General features: G+C 40.6%; 16 protein-coding genes. All 16 read left to right on the forward strand.

The window, feature by feature from the left end; genetic code table 11:
* The first annotated feature begins 98 nt into the window (after window positions 1-98).
* The 16 genes from N1I80_RS09865 to N1I80_RS09940 all read left to right on the forward strand — a co-directional run bounded on the left by N1I80_RS09865 (window position 99) and on the right by N1I80_RS09940 (window position 16,371).
* A complete protein-coding gene (locus N1I80_RS09865; protein ID WP_340737707.1) occupies window positions 99-977 on the forward strand; it encodes a cell division protein FtsQ in 879 nt (292 codons plus the stop codon).
* Window positions 967-2,718 carry an ABC transporter ATP-binding protein gene (locus N1I80_RS09870; RefSeq protein WP_340737708.1) on the forward strand — a complete coding sequence of 584 codons (1,752 nt, stop codon included), beginning with the start codon at window positions 967-969 and terminating at the stop codon, window positions 2,716-2,718. The genes N1I80_RS09865 and N1I80_RS09870 overlap by 11 nt, the downstream gene beginning before the upstream one ends.
* On the forward strand, window positions 2,693-3,517 hold the full coding sequence (locus N1I80_RS09875) for an energy-coupling factor transporter transmembrane component T family protein (RefSeq protein ID WP_340737709.1): 825 nt from the start codon (window positions 2,693-2,695) through the stop codon (window positions 3,515-3,517). The genes N1I80_RS09870 and N1I80_RS09875 overlap by 26 nt, the downstream gene beginning before the upstream one ends.
* Before the next feature lie 21 nt (window positions 3,518-3,538).
* Window positions 3,539-4,303 carry a PHP domain-containing protein gene (locus N1I80_RS09880; RefSeq protein WP_340737710.1) on the forward strand — a complete coding sequence of 255 codons (765 nt, stop codon included), beginning with the start codon at window positions 3,539-3,541 and terminating at the stop codon, window positions 4,301-4,303.
* Between the two features lie 121 nt (window positions 4,304-4,424).
* A complete protein-coding gene (locus N1I80_RS09885; RefSeq protein WP_340737711.1) occupies window positions 4,425-4,979 on the forward strand; it encodes a hypothetical protein in 555 nt (184 codons plus the stop codon).
* Between the two features lie 57 nt (window positions 4,980-5,036).
* A complete protein-coding gene (locus tag N1I80_RS09890; protein WP_340737712.1) occupies window positions 5,037-5,339 on the forward strand; it encodes a YunC family protein in 303 nt (100 codons plus the stop codon).
* Between the two features lie 276 nt (window positions 5,340-5,615).
* Window positions 5,616-6,476 (forward strand): YitT family protein, encoded by an 861-nt coding sequence (locus N1I80_RS09895; protein WP_340737713.1) that lies wholly within the window; start codon window positions 5,616-5,618, stop codon window positions 6,474-6,476.
* 71 nt (window positions 6,477-6,547) lie between these two features.
* Window positions 6,548-6,703, forward strand: coding sequence for a DUF1540 domain-containing protein (locus N1I80_RS09900; protein WP_340737714.1), 156 nt, complete (start codon window positions 6,548-6,550; stop codon window positions 6,701-6,703).
* 190 nt (window positions 6,704-6,893) lie between these two features.
* Window positions 6,894-7,880 (forward strand): YecA family protein, encoded by a 987-nt coding sequence (locus N1I80_RS09905; RefSeq protein WP_340737715.1) that lies wholly within the window; start codon window positions 6,894-6,896, stop codon window positions 7,878-7,880.
* A gap of 251 nt (window positions 7,881-8,131) precedes the next feature.
* The gene (locus N1I80_RS09910) at window positions 8,132-8,341 is read left to right on the forward strand and encodes a hypothetical protein (RefSeq protein ID WP_340737716.1); all 210 of its coding nucleotides are present in this window, start codon (window positions 8,132-8,134) and stop codon (window positions 8,339-8,341) included.
* A 123-nt stretch (window positions 8,342-8,464) separates the two neighbouring features.
* Entirely contained in the window at window positions 8,465-8,932 is a 468-nt protein-coding gene (locus N1I80_RS09915; RefSeq protein WP_340737717.1) for a GNAT family N-acetyltransferase, read from the forward strand.
* A 42-nt stretch (window positions 8,933-8,974) separates the two neighbouring features.
* The gene (locus tag N1I80_RS09920) at window positions 8,975-9,673 is read left to right on the forward strand and encodes a copper homeostasis protein CutC (protein ID WP_340737718.1); all 699 of its coding nucleotides are present in this window, start codon (window positions 8,975-8,977) and stop codon (window positions 9,671-9,673) included.
* 591 nt (window positions 9,674-10,264) lie between these two features.
* Window positions 10,265-12,067: a glutamine--fructose-6-phosphate transaminase (isomerizing) gene (glmS, locus tag N1I80_RS09925; RefSeq protein ID WP_340737719.1), complete on the forward strand. Its 1,803-nt coding sequence runs from the start codon at window positions 10,265-10,267 to the stop codon at window positions 12,065-12,067.
* A 300-nt stretch (window positions 12,068-12,367) separates the two neighbouring features.
* Window positions 12,368-13,363: an ABC transporter substrate-binding protein gene (locus N1I80_RS09930; RefSeq protein ID WP_340737720.1), complete on the forward strand. Its 996-nt coding sequence runs from the start codon at window positions 12,368-12,370 to the stop codon at window positions 13,361-13,363.
* Window positions 13,364-13,515: 152 nt separating this feature from the next.
* A complete protein-coding gene (locus tag N1I80_RS09935) occupies window positions 13,516-15,183 on the forward strand; it encodes an AraC family transcriptional regulator (protein ID WP_340737721.1) in 1,668 nt (555 codons plus the stop codon).
* A gap of 126 nt (window positions 15,184-15,309) precedes the next feature.
* A complete protein-coding gene (locus N1I80_RS09940) occupies window positions 15,310-16,371 on the forward strand; it encodes an NAD(P)/FAD-dependent oxidoreductase (RefSeq protein WP_340737722.1) in 1,062 nt (353 codons plus the stop codon).
* The last annotated feature ends 211 nt before the right edge of the window (window positions 16,372-16,582 follow it).

Here is a 16,582-nt window from a genome sequence, read left to right on the forward strand (position 1 = left end):
ATTATGAAAAATTATTTACAATTAGTTTACAAAATTAGGATACAACATTTACAATAGACTGCTATTATTTGAGGTGTAGCGAAGAGGAGGAGTAAACAATGACAAAAAAATTAAAGCCTGAACTAACACAGTCACAAAAAATGATGATCTTTATTTTATCCATGTCTTTGTACGGTCTATCTAACATGTTTACCGAGCTAATACCAAGTGTGCAACTTGGATTCATCGAATTATCGGTTGAGTATTTTGCATTTATTCCATTAACCTTATGTATTTTGTTTCATCCACTATATGCAGCGGTTGGTGCCGCATTGGGGGAAATTATTTTTGGCGAGTTGATGCTTGGTCAGTTTGGTGGAATTGGAGAAATTGAAAAATTCATCACATTTTCACTTGGCATGTACATTGCGGGGATATTGGTTAGAAATCCATTGAATCGCATGCAAGTAAGTGTTGCTGTTATGTCTGGGCTCCTTGTTCATCACTTACTAGGGATGATGGTAGACATTGGTAAAGTGTGGGTGGGAGTTGAAGAATTTGAAGCCGTACAAGGTTTGGCAGAAAGTATCATTCTTATTGAAGGAATTGCATTGTTAAATGATCTATTATTCTCGGGAATATTATTTGCGCTGTTACCAACATTGTATCTTGTGCCAAGATTGTACGGCAAAATTGAACCACTTCTAGGTATGAAGCCAAGAAGTACCAAAGTTCAACACTCCTTGGGCGAAATTATTACGCCAAAGTTGATTGTTGTAGCCGTCATTCTGTCAGCAATTGCGGTTATCGCCGAATTCATGTCTGAAACAGATTTAAATATTGGTGAATGGGAACCTGATTTTCTAGCGTTATTTGGAGATTCTTTTATATGGGTTGTCATTGGCATTGCAGCGTTTATTGTACTCCTCACGATTTGGAGTATGGTAAAAAGTGCGAAAACGAAACAACGTAAGTGGGGTGTTGATAATGGGGAATAAACCACTCATCGAATTGGAAAATGTTACGTTTACCTATCCTGGTGCTGATATGGCTGTATTGAAAGACGTGACAGTAACCATTCATGAAGGCGAATTTACAGCGATTATTGGCGGCAATGGTTCAGGGAAATCGACACTGTGTAAAACATTTAATGGTTTGATTCCACAGTTTTATGTTGGGGATTTTGAAGGTAAAGTGATTGTCAATGATTTACTTGCGGCAGATCACACGGTTGCTCAATTATCTAAGCATATCGGTTATGTCTATCAGGATTTTGACAATCAGCTGTTACGTCCCACGGTAATAGATGATGTGTGCTTCACGCCGTTGAATTATGGTTTAGAAGACTACCGAGAACGTGGGGAATGGGCACTTCAAGTAACGGGACTGGAAGGCCTCCGCCATGAATTTATTTGGCAATTGAGTGGTGGTCAAAAGCATTTGCTCGCTTTAGCGGGGGCATTGGCCATGAAGCCTAAAATGTTAATTATTGACGAACCGATTGCTCAGCTGGATCCGCAGCATGCGCAACAAATTTATGATATTTTAAGGAAAATGAATGTCGAATATGGAATGACAATTGTTGTGATTGAGCATCATACGGAGTTTATCGCACATTATTGTCGAGAAGTCATTTTAATGGACCAGGGGAAGCTTCTGTGGAAAAAGACGACGAAGGAGGCATTATCTCAAGTAGAGGAGCTAATGAAGCGTCAAATCTATCCGCCGCAAGTTACGCAAGTCGCACATACTCTTGGGATAGGTACGGATGAAGCTGGTCTTTATCCTACTACATTAGATGAGGCAGTTACTTACTTTACTCCCGCGGCTTTGGAGCAGGGGAAGGTGAGTAAGCAAGATTATCTACATGAAGTGATTAGATTAAGACAGGCTGAACAGCCGATTATTCAGTTCCAGGATGTGTCACTTCAGTATCGAACGCTCAAAAAGACATTGAAGCCAGCCTTAACTGATATTAACGTTTCCCTGTATGAAGGCGATTTGATTGCACTAGTTGGTAATAATGGTGCCGGGAAATCATCATTCATCAAATTGATTACAGGTATTATTAGGCCAAATAAGGGGGATGTGCTCGTCGAAGGGCTAAATACGAGAAAAGTAACACCTGAAAAACTAAGCGATTTTGTATCCTATGTCTATCAAAAACCTGAAGAAATGTTTATTGATGATTCAGTGCGTAAAGATATTGAATACTATTTGAGAGCAAGAAAGGTTCCGGACTACGAGGTTCTCGTCGAAAAACTGCTAGAGGATTTTTCATTGGTTGACATACAGCATCAGGATGGTCGGCTGTTAAGTGGCGGTCAGCAAAGACGAGCGTCGTTAGCAATTGGTGCCGCGATGAATCCATCTATCATTTTGCTTGATGAACCGACAGCTAATTTAGATATTGCGACTAAAAAGCATATGGTTCATATGTTAGCTAAATTACGCAAGCATGTGAAAATGGTTATCGTAGCTACTCATGATATGCAACTCGTTTCTGAGTGGGCAAATCGGGTCATCGTGATGAACCAAGGGGAGATTGTATGTGATGCAGATAAACACATCGTGTTTGGCAACTCCGCTTTAATGGAACAAGCGGGATTGATAGCCCCTCAAATTTTACAATTGAGTCAAGAATTAATGATGGAGTTCCCTTGTTATACGGTTAGGGAGTTTATCACAACGTGGAACCGGGAGGGGACAAATCTTGAACGAGTCATGGAATATGCGTGAAAAGTTTTCTATCGAATATGTGAAAGAAGAGTTGCTTCGAACTGCTTATGGCAATGGGGATACTTTCCTAGCGAAGTTAGATCCACGTACCCTGATTTATTGGTACTTATTTTTCGGGATATCCCCATGGTTCATACATAATAAAATGATATTATCTGGTCTTCTTGTGTTCATGATCATTACAACATTCATGGCACGAACAAGTCCGTTAATCTTGCTCGTTTTATGTACAGGGTTACTAGGTGAAATCGCATTTTTATTTATCGTGTCCTTGTTTTTTGGTGGTGGGCTAGAGTCGGTTTTACCGATGTTTTGGCTGACGGTGAAACTGGCAGTCATCTCTTTGGCTAGTATAACTGTATTTTCGAGTATGGATCCAGAGCGGTTTAGCGATGCATTGCTCAGTATGGGAGTACCAGCGCAAGTATCATTTAGTATTGCATTTGGTTATCGAATTTTGCCGACGCTGATGGAGGAATTTCACCAAATTTTCTTATCGTATCGGTTACGTGGAAAAGCTCCGACTTCTAATGGTTTTTTGTACTGGCGTTCCATTATTTACTTCATGAAAATACTAGTCATCTCTTTTTATCCATTACTTTTGAATGGGGCTAAGAGGTCGAGAACGATGGTTGAAGCGTTGGAAACAAAAGGATTTAGCTATGCAGCAACTGATCCAAAGGTTAAAAAAATGAAAATAGGTTATTTATCTTTTAGAGTGAATGACTATTGTTTTTTGTTAGTCTCTGTATTTTATGTAGTGGCCGTTTTTTGGCTCGGTTCAGTTATCCAAATTTAATAAATGTGAGGGGTATAAAGGATGGAAATTGATTTGCACACACATGGTAAACTATCGAAAAAGGTTGAGTTTTCTCTTGAGTATTTTATGGAAATGGTAGACAAGGCTAAAGAAAATGGTTTGGATGGGTTTGCGTTGACTGAACATTTCAATACACACCGTTTTCACGATGTCTACGATACGTTAGATAAAGAATTTCCATATGCTAATAATTATTATGACGTTAAAGGGATTAAGGTTTTTCCAGGAATGGAAGTAGACATTCAGGAAACAGGTCATATTTTAATGATTGGACGGCGAGAAGATATTCTTGCTCTTCGTGAAAAGCTTATGCCTTATACAGTGAAAGGTCGATTTATTCCTTTTACATTACTTTTGGAGGAAGCATCACATTATAATTTATTGAAAATTGGTGCACATCCTTTCCGTGAGACAACGCCACTCCATCACATTGATAGCAACTTGTTGTCTCAACTGGACGCTTTTGATTTGAATGGCAAAGATTTATATGAGCAAGGTGTCGAAGTTAATTCTGAAAAGGTATTTGCGTTTGCAAAAGCATTGGGGCTTCCAGTGGTAGGCGGTAGCGATACACATCAAAGTATTCAATATGGCTGTATTGTCAATCAATTCCAAGAAAAATGTGAAACAGTCGATGAATTGAAGCGAAATATTGCAGAGGGTCACTACAAAATTAAAATTTCGCCAGATTTACGTGAAAAAGTGTCAGCTGCGAAAGAAATGAAGAAAATGTTAAAAGAAAAGATGGCTGAAGTGATGAGTTGAAGTAACAGTCTTATTGCTTAACTTTTAGTACACTTTGAATTTTATAATGAAAAAATATCCTATTCAACCGATATTGTATATAAGAGTATCAATGCAATCTTATATGCGAGAGGGTGAGAATATGAAAATCAACGGAAGTCCTACTTATGTGAAGATGGTTAAAGGATTAATTGATCATCAGAAAAGGTCTTTTGAAGGCACGTTAAAGCCTAATAATAAATTGTTTAAAGAGTCATCTGTTGAACTACCTCCTGAAATTCAACAAATGCGTAGGTTATTGGAGGACAAGAAAAAAGCATTAGAAAAGTTAGAGACCGATCAGACTGCTAAAAAAATTGCACGTGGTGAAATGATTACTGAGGAAGAACGGGAGAAATTGCGAGCAATTGACCCTGAAAAACTTAGAAAAGCGGATGAGGCCAATGAAAAGCGTGCGTCTGTTAGTCGGCGATTAGCTAATGCGAAAAGCAAAACAGAGGTAGCAGCGATTATTGCCGGTGAAAAATCAATGGCGCTGATGATTTATGATAAAGGCGATCAGGTATTAGGTGAGTTATATTTAGAAGCTGTTGGAAAAGCAGAAGTCGATTATTATCAGGGGAAACAGTCTAAGCCTGCTACGATTAGAGGTATAGATTATGCTAAACGAGAACGCTTATTTGATATGCGTCTGTAACAGATGAACATCTTACGAGTCCTTTCCATATGTATAGAAAGGAAAGGGGCGGGTAAGATGATTACATCGGCAACAATTGACATTGAAGGTCATTCATTTACGGCCGTGACAGTGCATTTACCAAAAACGACGTTGTTAACGGTATCTAATGACAATGGATATATTATGTGCGGTGCGTTAGATGTGGGGCTACTGAATACGAAGTTACAGGATCGGAAAATAATTGCGGGGCGCGCAGTTGGCGTCAAGACGATTGAGCAATTACTGCAAGCCCCACTGGAGTCGATTACACTGGAAGCAGAGCGACTAGGCATTCATGTAGGAATGACCGGGGAACAGGCTTTGTTGAAAATGGCATGAAAAATGAGAAGATACTTTCCCGAATGATGGACTAACGGGAAAGATATCTTCTTTATTTTGCAGAGTATTGCTATAATGAAAATAGCGAATAGTTTGAATGTTGGGATGGAAGCTTGTAACGTTACTTGGTGTTGGTCAAGCGTTGTTTTGTTATTCGAAATGTTGTCTAGTGTAGCTGAAGCATTATTTAGTTCAACTGAAGCGTAACCTAGTTTATTCGAAACATTGTCTAGTTCATCGAAAGCGTTGTTTTATTCATACGAACAGGGGGTACTTATGTTTTTTATAGAGGCAAAACGGATTATTGTCGTTATTTTCGGTTCACTATTAGTGGCCATCTCACTTAATTTCTTTTTAATCAATGCAAATGTTTATGCGAGTGGCTTTGCGGGTGCTGCGCAGCTGACGTCTAGTGTGTTGGAAGATTTTCTAGGCATCCGAATTAGCACAGGGATTTTATTGTTGCTATTCAATATTCCAGTCTTTATTTTAGGATGGTTCAAAGTTGGAAAAGGATTTACCATCTATAGTATTGTTTCCGTCATTTTCGCAACTCTTTTTATGGGAGCTTTACCTGTACTGTCCGTGTCAGAGGATATTATTTTAAATGCCGTTTTTGGAGGCGTCATCGCAGGAGTTGGTGTTGGATTATCATTAAAACTGGGTGCTTCAACAGGTGGAATGGACATTGTTGCAATGGTCTTATCACGTTTACAAGATAAACCAATTGGAACGTATTTTTTACTTCTTAACGGTGTCATTATTGTTTTGGCAGGAATTGTGTATGAACCTGAAAATGCGTTGTACACGATGCTCACACTATATGTAACGACGGCAGTCATTGATATGATTCATACGCGTCATGAAAAAGTAACAGCTATGATTGTTACACTCAAGGCGGAAGAATTGCAACAGGCCATTCATCAAAAAATGGTTCGTGGTATAACGATACTTCCTGCCAAAGGTGCTTATTCAAAAGAAGATAAAAGCATGCTGTACCTGGTGATTACGCGTTATGAATTATATGATTTGGAAACAATTATTAAGGAAGTCGATCCGAATGCCTTTACAAATATTGTACAAACAGTAGGGATTTTTGGCTTCTTTCGACGTGAAGGTGAAGTCGTCAGCAAGTAATAATAACAATCCGAAAAAAGTATCATTTCCTTCGAATTTGTTCATGCTAACAAAAAGGGAGGTGTGATACGATGGCTCAAGAAATCTTATGTGAAGTGAATAACTGTAAGTTTTGGAGTGCTGGGGACAAATGTAGTGCAAAATCCATTTATGTCGTCAGTCAAAAAGGAAAAAAGGCGATGAGTAGTGAGGAGACGGATTGTAAAACATTTGTACCGAGGGACTAAGCCTCGTCATTCACGCCTAACGAAAACTCTTTCTACGATAAATCATCGTAGAAAGAGTTTTTTTGGATTCTTTTTTAATGAAGTAAAATGATGAATATTGCGACTGTTTTAGTCGACTAAAAAATATATCTAAGCCCTTATTAATCATGTATAATCATATAGGGTTTACTGATTAAAGGACGTGTTTATTATGATAGGACGTAATGAGCCATGCCCGTGTGGCAGTGGAAAGAAGTATAAAAAATGCTGTGAATCGAAAGCGGCATTTTCGATAGAGGAAGTACAGTTGGAGGAGTTAGAAAGGATTTTACAAGCTTTTTACGAAGAATATCCTGAAAGGCGTGACATAGGAGATTACTTGCAAGTAGCGAACAAGTGGAAAGAGTCGCTACAGACTTATTTAATAGAAGAAATGATTGAAGCGATTGCAGTGGATGAATTCTTTTTCCATCATAAACCGGAGATTTGGACGGGCTATTTGGCTAAGCAACGTAAGAAAATTGTTCGTCCATCTGTACTACAGGTATTGGAAACATGGAATAATCCATGTGCCTTCATCGGAGAAGTGGTTGCAGTAGACGAGGCTTATCTATCTGTCAAAAGTATTTTCGAGGATGAAACAATCCAGTTAAGGCGTGAAAGTGAAAAACCAGTGCCGGTAGGGGTGCATCTCTATTGCTTCATCTTGCCAGATGGAACGGCGCAGACTAATCATTATTTAGCAATCTCAAGTTTACTATTCTTCCCGACAGACCATCAACAAGTGTTTGAGCGGTTTACGAAACAGTTTGAAGCGCATCAACAGCCTGTTGCTACATTTTTAAAAGAAAATGGCATTGCATTTTGGAAGCTGCTTGGTGAAGATGGCTATGACGGAGGAGAATTTACTAATTTTGAAGCAGGTGTACTTCTCAAAGCAACTGAATTTTTGGAAGCAAATGATCGAGAATCAGAGAAGCTAGTAGAAGTAATAGAAGATTATTTAGTGGAGCAGCAGCCAAATGCTCGAAAAGAAGTAGCCATTGCAGCTGGAGCCATTCGCTTTGGTCAGGAAAATGCATTGTTTGAACCTCTTCAATTAACCATTAAAGAAATTGCGGAGTGGTTTGAAGTCTCTACTTCTTCGTTGAATAAATATTACAATGATTTAAATGCCTATTATAGTCGCAAAGAATAAAACGAAAAGCATCTCACTTACTGGAGTAATCTAGTTGAGTGAGATGTTTTATTTTTTCAGGAAATGAAACGAATTGAAGTCTCAACCCGTTATATTGAGTGAAAGTCTAAAACGAGACGTGCGCATGGTCGTTTGAGTGAGGAGGTCAACAATGCAAGAGGATAATCGGTGGATTCAACAGGTGACCCGAAAATGGTTTTGGGTATCGAAATGGAAGGCGGAATAGAAGTACCTGCCTCAAGACTTGAAACATGGATTTTAACGGGAATTCATATCCTACAGTTAACAACTGGTCCATTTTGGATGAGACAGATCAAAACGGTCGTTACAAGACAGATATTCATCTTGCAGTCGCTGATTTAGATGAAGTTCCAGAGGAATTGACGTTGCACTTGGTTTCTGTGACGCGTTATGAAGAGGTTACAGACAAATGGAAAGTGCCGTTGTATCAAAAGCAATAGGTAATATGTGTAGGACTCCGTAAACTATGGAGTCCTTTTTGCCATGTAATGAAAATATTTTAAGATTAATTGGATAATTGCTGATATAATAATATGAAAAACCTTTTGAAAGGAAAAAGGAATATGAAACTACATTTTTATCAACCAAAGTTTGATAAACAGATTGATACATATATATTAACGGATGAACAGCTTCAGTTTACAGGAATACCAAAGGAATCAATTGAATTTTCAAAGGCAGAGGATAATCACTACCCAATTTTAGTACTCGAAAACGACCAGTTGGTCACATTTTTTGCTTTTCATACATGCGAGGGTGTGCAGCCTTACTCAGAGAATGAGAATGCCATACTAATTAGAACTTTTTCAACCGATTTTCATCACCAGCGTAAGGGCTATGCGCAGCAAGCATTATCGCTTATACCAGGATTTGTCGCTGAACATTTTGCAGGGATTAATGAAATTATTCTAGCTGTCAATGTGAGAAATAAGCCAGCACAAGCTTTATATGCAAAATGTGGGTTTATTGACAATGGTGTTCGAGCGATGGGGCGTAGAGGCGAATTGATTGTGTTGAGTTATTATTTGTAGGATTTTTTACAAAGTAGTACTAATCTATGGGAGGAAAATGAAATGATGTTAGAAATCATTGCGACAAATGTAGCGGATGCGATTGCAGCGGAGCGTAGTGGTGCAGATCGGTTGGAGCTTTGCGCAGCCTTATCAGAAGGTGGGCTAACGCCAAGCTTAGGGCTGGTGGAAGCTGTCGTACAAGCAGTCGATATTCCAGTCCACGTTATTGTTCGACCCCATAGCCGGACTTTTCACTATGATGAAAGTGATCTCGCAGTCATGCTCGCAGATATTCGTTATATTAAGCAGGCAGGTGCCGCTGGTATAGTGATTGGTGTATTGAACAAGGATAACAAAGTGAATACGGAAGCGTTATCACGTTTGTTGAAGGAGACGGCGGAGATGAATGTCACTTTTCATCGTGCTTTTGATGACATCGAAGATCAGCTGGAGGCGTTAGAGGTCATTGCGAGTTTTCCGCAGATTCAACGGATTTTAACTTCCGGGGGACAAGCACCGGCACCAGAGGCAGCTGAACAGTTGAAAAAATTGGTGGATAAGTCCCGTAATACATCAGTCCGTATTTTGGCGGGCAATGGCATGAGTCCGGAAACGTTATCTGCATTAGTGAAGGCAACAGGCTTAGAAGAAGTTCATTTTGGCTCGGCCGTTCGTGTGAATCGAAGCTTTATGTATCCGATAGATGAGGCGGTTATTGCTGAAGTGAAAAGCGAGCTTATGCAGTTGGGTAAATCGTAGGAAGAGCTTCTTAAAGTAGTTTAAAAAATACTAGCATCCATCAAATGTAAATTTATGGATGCTGGTATTTTTGTGCTGTGCAAGGGTACATGTTGAATACACAGCCGTGTACGCCTATGTTATTGTCAAATCAATTTGGTATAGCATAATGTAATAAGTGTGGCGAGAATTCAGAGGAAATCACCTCATATTCTATTTTTTTCTTGTTATTTATTGACAAAGAAATAACAAGTTCAGTAAGATAATAAAGTTGATTCGTAGTTGCTTTGAATGAAAAGCCTAGTGATCACCGCGTGGAAAGGGGTGAACAATACGCGTTAAACGTAAATCGGAAAACAGTTAAAGCGCCAGTGCTGAAAAAATCGGAAGCTATCTATTTTCAGCAGACGAGGTGGAGGAGTATCGAGTCTTCGGCGGAAGCCTCCCGATCGCAATTGCCCGGTTGTAATTTTTGCTAGCAAATCGTTTGAGTAATCAAACAGACAAAGAGGCAAAAAGGCAAAAATCTTAAGTAATATGCAAGTACACTTCGCTCATGTAGCTGGGGTGTAGTTAAGTGTTGCTAATTTTGCAAACATCGGAGGAAACGACATGTGTGGAATTGTTGGTTATATTGGAATGGTAGATGCAAAGGAAATACTATTAAAGGGACTTGAAAAATTAGAATATCGTGGTTATGACTCAGCCGGTATCGCGCTTCGTACTGAACAAGGCGTTACTGTTATAAAAGAAAAGGGACGTATTGCAGATCTTCGTAGAGCCGTCGATGCAACTATTTTAGCATCAACTGGTATTGGACACACACGTTGGGCAACCCACGGCGTTCCCAATCAAACAAATGCCCATCCTCATCAAAGTGCATCAAATCGGTTTACCCTTGTGCACAATGGAGTGATTGAGAATTACAGTTCTTTGCAAAAGCAATATTTGCAAGATGTTTCAATGAACTCTGATACAGATACAGAAGTCATTGTGCAGCTGATAGAAAAATTCGTGGCAGGTGGCATGACAACTGAGGTGGCTTTCCGTCATACGTTAGCTTTACTCCATGGCTCCTATGCGATTGCTATGCTGGATGCTGAAGAGGAGAACACAATATTCGTTGCAAAAAATAGAAGCCCGTTGCTAGTCGGCATAGGTGAAAACTTCAATGTTGTAGCCTCTGATGCGATGGCCATGCTGCAAGTAACGGAACACTATGTAGAACTACATGATAAGGAAGTCGTCATTGTTCGACAAGACATGATTGATATCATGACCTTGGAAGGTACGAAAATAACACGCGCTCCATATGTAGCGGAGCTTGATATGAGTGACATTGAGAAGGGGACCTATCCTCATTTCATGCTGAAGGAAATAGACGAACAGCCAGGTGTTATTCGGAAGATTATTCAAGCGTATGAAAATGAGCAAGGCGAGCTGTCAGTGGATGTGGCTATTGTTAATGCGTGTAAGGAAGCAGACCGTCTCTATATTATTGCAGCAGGTACTAGTTATCATGCTGGTTTGATTGGCAAGCATTATTTTGAAAAAATCGCTGGCATTCCAGTGGAAGTGCATATTTCAAGCGAGTTTGGTTATAACATGCCTCTGCTGTCGGAAAAGCCTTTGTTTCTATTTATTACCCAATCAGGCGAAACAGCAGACAGCCGCCAAGTATTGGTGAAAATGAAAGAACTAGGCCATCCAACGATCACGTTGACCAATGTTCCAGGTTCAACACTTTCTCGTGAAGCAGACCATACACTATTGCTGCATGCCGGACCCGAAATTGCGGTAGCTTCGACAAAAGCTTACACCGCACAAGTAGCTGTTCTAGCGATAATCGCAAATGTGGTAGCGCAGAGCAGAGGAAAAACTGTAGCTATTGAGCTGAAGAAAGAGCTTGCGATTGCTACAAACGCTATTCAAGCACTTGTAGATTCAAAAGAAGAGATGGCAAAAATCGCAGATGAATTTTTAGCGGTGTCACGAAATGCGTTTTTCATCGGCAGAAGTCTCGATTTCTACGTTAGCTTGGAAGGAGCACTAAAGGTCAAAGAAATCTCCTATATTCAAGCAGAAGGCTTTGCTGGTGGTGAATTAAAGCATGGGACGATTGCCTTGATTGAACAAGGCACCCCTGTTGTTGCATTGGCCACACAACAAGCCGTAAGCCCGAATATCCGTGGAAATATCAAAGAAGTCGTTGCAAGAGGGGCAATTCCATGCATTCTATCAATGGAAGGGCTGGAAGAAGAGGGCGATCGCCTTGTACTACCAAAAGTCCATGAATTGCTTGCACCACTTGTCGCGGTGATCCCTATGCAACTGATTAGTTACTACGCTGCACTTCAAAGAGGCTGTGACGTTGATAAGCCGAGGAATTTGGCTAAGTCAGTTACGGTGGAATGAAGCCTGGTCATGTAGGATGATAATAAAGTCGTTTAAAATTGGACGTCTAACATCCGTTTGCTTATAAAATAAGCGAACGGATGTTTTATTTTTAGAGGGAATGATGGCTAATGTTAAATAGTGACTAGCTAAAAAAAGAAAAGCTTTAAAGGATATTAATCACTCAAATCTTGGCTATTGACATTTATCCAAATAAATCGTTGCGTTTTTTTCATTGTATCCCCTTTTTACACAAGCTATAATAATTCCGAGAATGATAATCATTTTCAATTAAGCGTAAGAAGGAAAGGGGCAATAAGTGTGAAGAAACATAATGGAAAGCGAATCATACTATGGGGAGGGATTTTCCTCCTATTGTTAATATTATCGGCATGCAGCGATTCTGGAGGAAGCGCAGCTGATGTGCAGGTAGAGGAAGAGGAAAGTGAGACGGGGGTTCAATCTGAAGTGCTGGCGGAGGAAAGTGAAAGAACCATTCAATATACAACGACTAATGGTGAAAAGGTTGAAATACCTGCAAATCCAGAACGAGTCATTTATTTGGGGGCGACGCTTGGTGACTTCTTGGTGATGAATATTCCAGTAGTTGGTAATAACCTTGTCCATGCTTCTGGTAAATTCTATGAAGGTAAAACGGAAGGAATAATTGATGTTGGAAATCCTGGTGACTTAGAGTTGATGATGACTTTAGAACCGGACTTGATTGTTAATAGTTACCATCAGGATGCAGATCGAAACGAGGCATTGTCGAAAATTGCTCCTACTGTTCCCTTCAACTCAGCGCTTCCTTATAGGGAACGTATAATCGAGATTGGAAATATCTTTGGCCAACAGGAAGAGGCAGCTGGGTGGATTGCTAAATTTGAAGCACAGTCGCAAGATATGTGGGATAAGCTTCAATTGGCAGAAGGGGAGACCGCAACAGTTTTCTTACAGTTAGGTAAAACGTTTTATGTTATGGGCAATCGTTCACTTGGTGCCATTATTTATGAGGAGGACGGCTTTGCCATCCCACCTGCTGTACAGGAGCACATTATTGATGAAGGGCAGACTTTCCTTGCGATTTCAGAAGAGCTGCTTCCAGAGTATGCTGCTGATCATTTGTTTGTACTTGTACTCGGTAATGATGAAAGTCAAACAGAAGCTGATCGAATGTTACAAAGCCCACTATGGGGGACTCTGCCAGCAGTTCAAAAGGGAAATGTTTACATTGAATCTGCCGATTGGAATACAGATGGCTTGTTAGCTTTGGAGCAATTACTTGAAGAGCTGCCACAATGGATGCAACGCCCGTAAGAAATGGTGTCTGTCCATTTAGTTTTTTAAACCGTTAGTTTTCCAAAATCGTGCATGATCGAACTATGAAACCTCCGCTATACTTAAAAGCAGGTCATTATATGCTATATTAATGATAATGAGAATCACTTTCAACGGTTGGAGGGTTACCTATGGATCAAGCATCGTTGTATATTAGGCTACAACATTATGAGAGTTTTCAAGTTGGTCAGATGATACCAGCGAGTAGCCTTCATGCGAGAATAAATGACAATGAAACAAATTCATGTACATTATTGATAGCCCTCAGTCATGGCATACGGCTGTATATAGACAAAATTGCAATCGATCTGCGACAAGGGAGTTGCATTCTAGTTTTACCTGCACAACGCTACACTATGGAAGCAAGCAACGAAGAGGCACAGCTTGCACGTTTTACCTTTGAGACCTTTGAAGTAGAAGGAATGACTTTGAATTCAGTTGCTCATCCACCCTTGCTTTGTGGTTATACCTATAATCTGTTATTTTCTCAAGTCAAGCGTGTATTAGGAAATGAAGCATGGATGAAGAAGCGATTTTACTCCTCTCTATCCACATCAGAAATGGCTATCATGCAGGGAAGACTTCAGCTAATTCTAGGGTTGATGGCCCAGTTGGATGAGCAAGCTTCCCATTCGCAGAATGAAGAAAAGATAAAAATGATTCAACATACTGTACAGTATATGGAACAGCATTATGACGAGGACTTGACAGTAGAGCAACTAGCTAACATGGCTAGGATGGTCAGATGGCAATATAGTCAACAGTTTAAAATATTGACTGGGAAAAAACCAACTGATTATTTGGTCCATTTACGTATAAATCAGGCAAAAGAACTTCTACGTAATTCCGCTGAGCCATTGAGCAGAATATCTCGACAAATTGGGTTTAAGGATGAATATTATTTCAGCCGATGCTTTCATAAATTAACTGGAAACACTCCGCGTGAATATGCAAATATCCATCTTCATACGCAGCAAAGAATAGTTATCGATTCACTTGGTAGAAAGGTTCTTGTTCCTAAAGATGCAACACGTATTGTGACGGATGGCAAATATACACTTGGAGAATTACTCGTTTTAGGCATACCTCCTATAGGGGCGGCCATCTCTATCATGAAAGATAACGTGATTTATCACAATAAGCTGCGAAACATTCATAATCTGGGAAATTGGGCAGATCCGGATAAAGTGGCACAACTACAGCCGGAGTTATTATTGCTTAGCTATTTTCATCCTGAACAAGATTTGCAGAAATTAGATGCGATTGCTCCTACAGTTATACTGAACAGTAAATTTAAACTATTTGAGCGGTTGCGGTATATCGCTAAACTATTTGAACGTAGTAAAGCGGCGGAGAAGTGGATTACTACATATGAGGACAAAGTAAGACTCGTACGTATACAATTGGCAGATGCTTATATCGCAGGGGAGACGGCGGCTGTTTATCTCAAGGTAGGCGCAAAATTTTATATTATGGGTCAGAATGGATTGGCTGCCAGCTTGTATGAATCACTTGGTTTTCGTCCCCCTGCCAAAGTGATGGACCTAATCGAGCAAGGGCAAGCATGGATAGAAATTCAGCAGCATCAAATGAATCACTATGCTGGAGAACGCAATTTTATCTTGGCTTCTGCGAAAGAATTACAAACTATTGCTCACTGTCCACAAATCGCCATTTTAGCCGAGTTAACTCCCGGTAAGACTCATTTTGTAGATTCTATATGGAATCATAGTGATCCCATCACACGTGAACGGTTGTTAGAAGCGCTGCCGTTTATTTTTAAGAAGCAAACGATGTGATTGGGGACTTAATCTGTACGGTTTTCAGAAAAATAGAGGAATTAAAGATGCGATTGTGTAAGAAATAGTATGATCAAAAATTAAGGAATTTGGAAGGATGAAAGAGTCATACGAGGAGGTAGCAGCATGACACAGGAGTTGGAGCTTTATGATATTACAATTATTGGTGGGGGCCCCGCCGGGTTGTATGCGGCTTTTTACAGCGGCATGCGCGATATGAAAACCAAGCTGATTGAAGCGAAGGAGGAACTGGGTGGGCGGCTATTGATTTATCCGGAGAAAATGATCTGGGATGTCGGTGGAGTTACGCCAATCCGTTGCGAGCAGCTCATCAAGCAAATGATTCAGCAGGCTCATACGTTTGATCCAACTATCGTATTGGGGCAACAGATTAGCGGACTGGAGCGACTCGCGGATGGGACAATGCTTCTGACCTCCGTAACGGGGGAGCAGCACCATACGCGTACGCTCGTCTTGGCGTTGGGATATGGTGTGTTGAAGATGGCGAAGCTGGACATCGAAGAGGCAGAGCGTTATGAAGTAACAAATTTGCACTATACCGTACAGGAACTTGAAGTCTTCCGCAGCAAGCGAGTTCTCATCTCCGGTGGCGGTGACTCGGCAGTCGACTGGGCCAACGAATTGGAGCCGATTGCCGCAAGTGTTACTGTCGTGCACCGCCGCGAACGCTTCGGCGGACATGAGAAGAATGTGACGCGGATGAAGGAATCATCCGTTGATGTTCGTACACCATATGCCGTGGCTCGGCTTCATGGCAATGTTAGCGGTGACGCCATTAAAGCGGTATCGATTGCTAGAGTGAATGCAGAGGGGATTTTAATGGAAGAAACACAACAATTAGGGGTAGATGCCGTGATTGTCAATCATGGACTGCGCGGCGACTTCGGTTCTATTGTCGAGTGGGGTATGGATATGGGACAATGGGATATTAATGTGAACGAGAAACTCGCAACCAATTTACCAGGTGTTTTTGTGGCGGGAGATACAGCGAACTACCCATCTAAAGTGAATCTGATTGCGGGAGCGTTTACCGATGCAGTGTTGGCAGTCAATAGCGCCAAGCTGTATTTGGAGCCAGCGGCAGCGAAGGTCGCCTATGTTTCTTCCCATAATGCCAAGTTCAAGGAAAGGAATAAAGCGCTTGGTGTAGCGGAGGAGGATGCGTAGAATAATTCTGTTAAAACAGGAAAATGACAAACTAAATTGAAGGACTAGAATGCAAAGCTACAGCTTTTCTGCATGAGTGCAATGACCGCCGGGTTACGCCCTCGAACTTACTGTCAGGACAAGGCACTACCTTAGAGGGTATGTGTCTTTTTGTCGTTATTCAAAAAATCATACACGTCTTCTCTCGTTCTCATCGCCTGTATCAGAAGTG

The organism is Sporosarcina sp. FSL K6-3457 (assembly GCF_038007285.1).
Classification (GTDB): Bacteria; Bacillota; Bacilli; order Bacillales_A; family Planococcaceae; genus Sporosarcina.

Bases quoted from the DNA above. Each gene is read 5' to 3' on its own strand.
- N1I80_RS09865 (WP_340737707.1), top strand. From the start codon at position 99: ATGACAAAAAAATTAAAGCCTGAACTAACACAGTCACAAAAAATGATG.
- N1I80_RS09870 (WP_340737708.1), top strand. From the start codon at position 967: ATGGGGAATAAACCACTCATCGAATTGGAAAATGTTACGTTTACCTAT.
- N1I80_RS09880 (WP_340737710.1), top strand. From the start codon at position 3,539: ATGGAAATTGATTTGCACACACATGGTAAACTATCGAAAAAGGTTGAG.
- N1I80_RS09885 (WP_340737711.1), top strand. From the start codon at position 4,425: ATGAAAATCAACGGAAGTCCTACTTATGTGAAGATGGTTAAAGGATTA.
- N1I80_RS09890 (WP_340737712.1), top strand. From the start codon at position 5,037: ATGATTACATCGGCAACAATTGACATTGAAGGTCATTCATTTACGGCC.
- N1I80_RS09895 (WP_340737713.1), top strand. From the start codon at position 5,616: ATGTTTTTTATAGAGGCAAAACGGATTATTGTCGTTATTTTCGGTTCA.
- N1I80_RS09900 (WP_340737714.1), top strand. From the start codon at position 6,548: ATGGCTCAAGAAATCTTATGTGAAGTGAATAACTGTAAGTTTTGGAGT.
- N1I80_RS09905 (WP_340737715.1), top strand. From the start codon at position 6,894: ATGATAGGACGTAATGAGCCATGCCCGTGTGGCAGTGGAAAGAAGTAT.
- N1I80_RS09910 (WP_340737716.1), top strand. From the start codon at position 8,132: ATGGATTTTAACGGGAATTCATATCCTACAGTTAACAACTGGTCCATT.
- N1I80_RS09915 (WP_340737717.1), top strand. From the start codon at position 8,465: ATGAAACTACATTTTTATCAACCAAAGTTTGATAAACAGATTGATACA.
- N1I80_RS09920 (WP_340737718.1), top strand. From the start codon at position 8,975: ATGATGTTAGAAATCATTGCGACAAATGTAGCGGATGCGATTGCAGCG.
- glmS (WP_340737719.1), top strand. From the start codon at position 10,265: ATGTGTGGAATTGTTGGTTATATTGGAATGGTAGATGCAAAGGAAATA.
- N1I80_RS09935 (WP_340737721.1), top strand. From the start codon at position 13,516: ATGGATCAAGCATCGTTGTATATTAGGCTACAACATTATGAGAGTTTT.
- N1I80_RS09940 (WP_340737722.1), top strand. From the start codon at position 15,310: ATGACACAGGAGTTGGAGCTTTATGATATTACAATTATTGGTGGGGGC.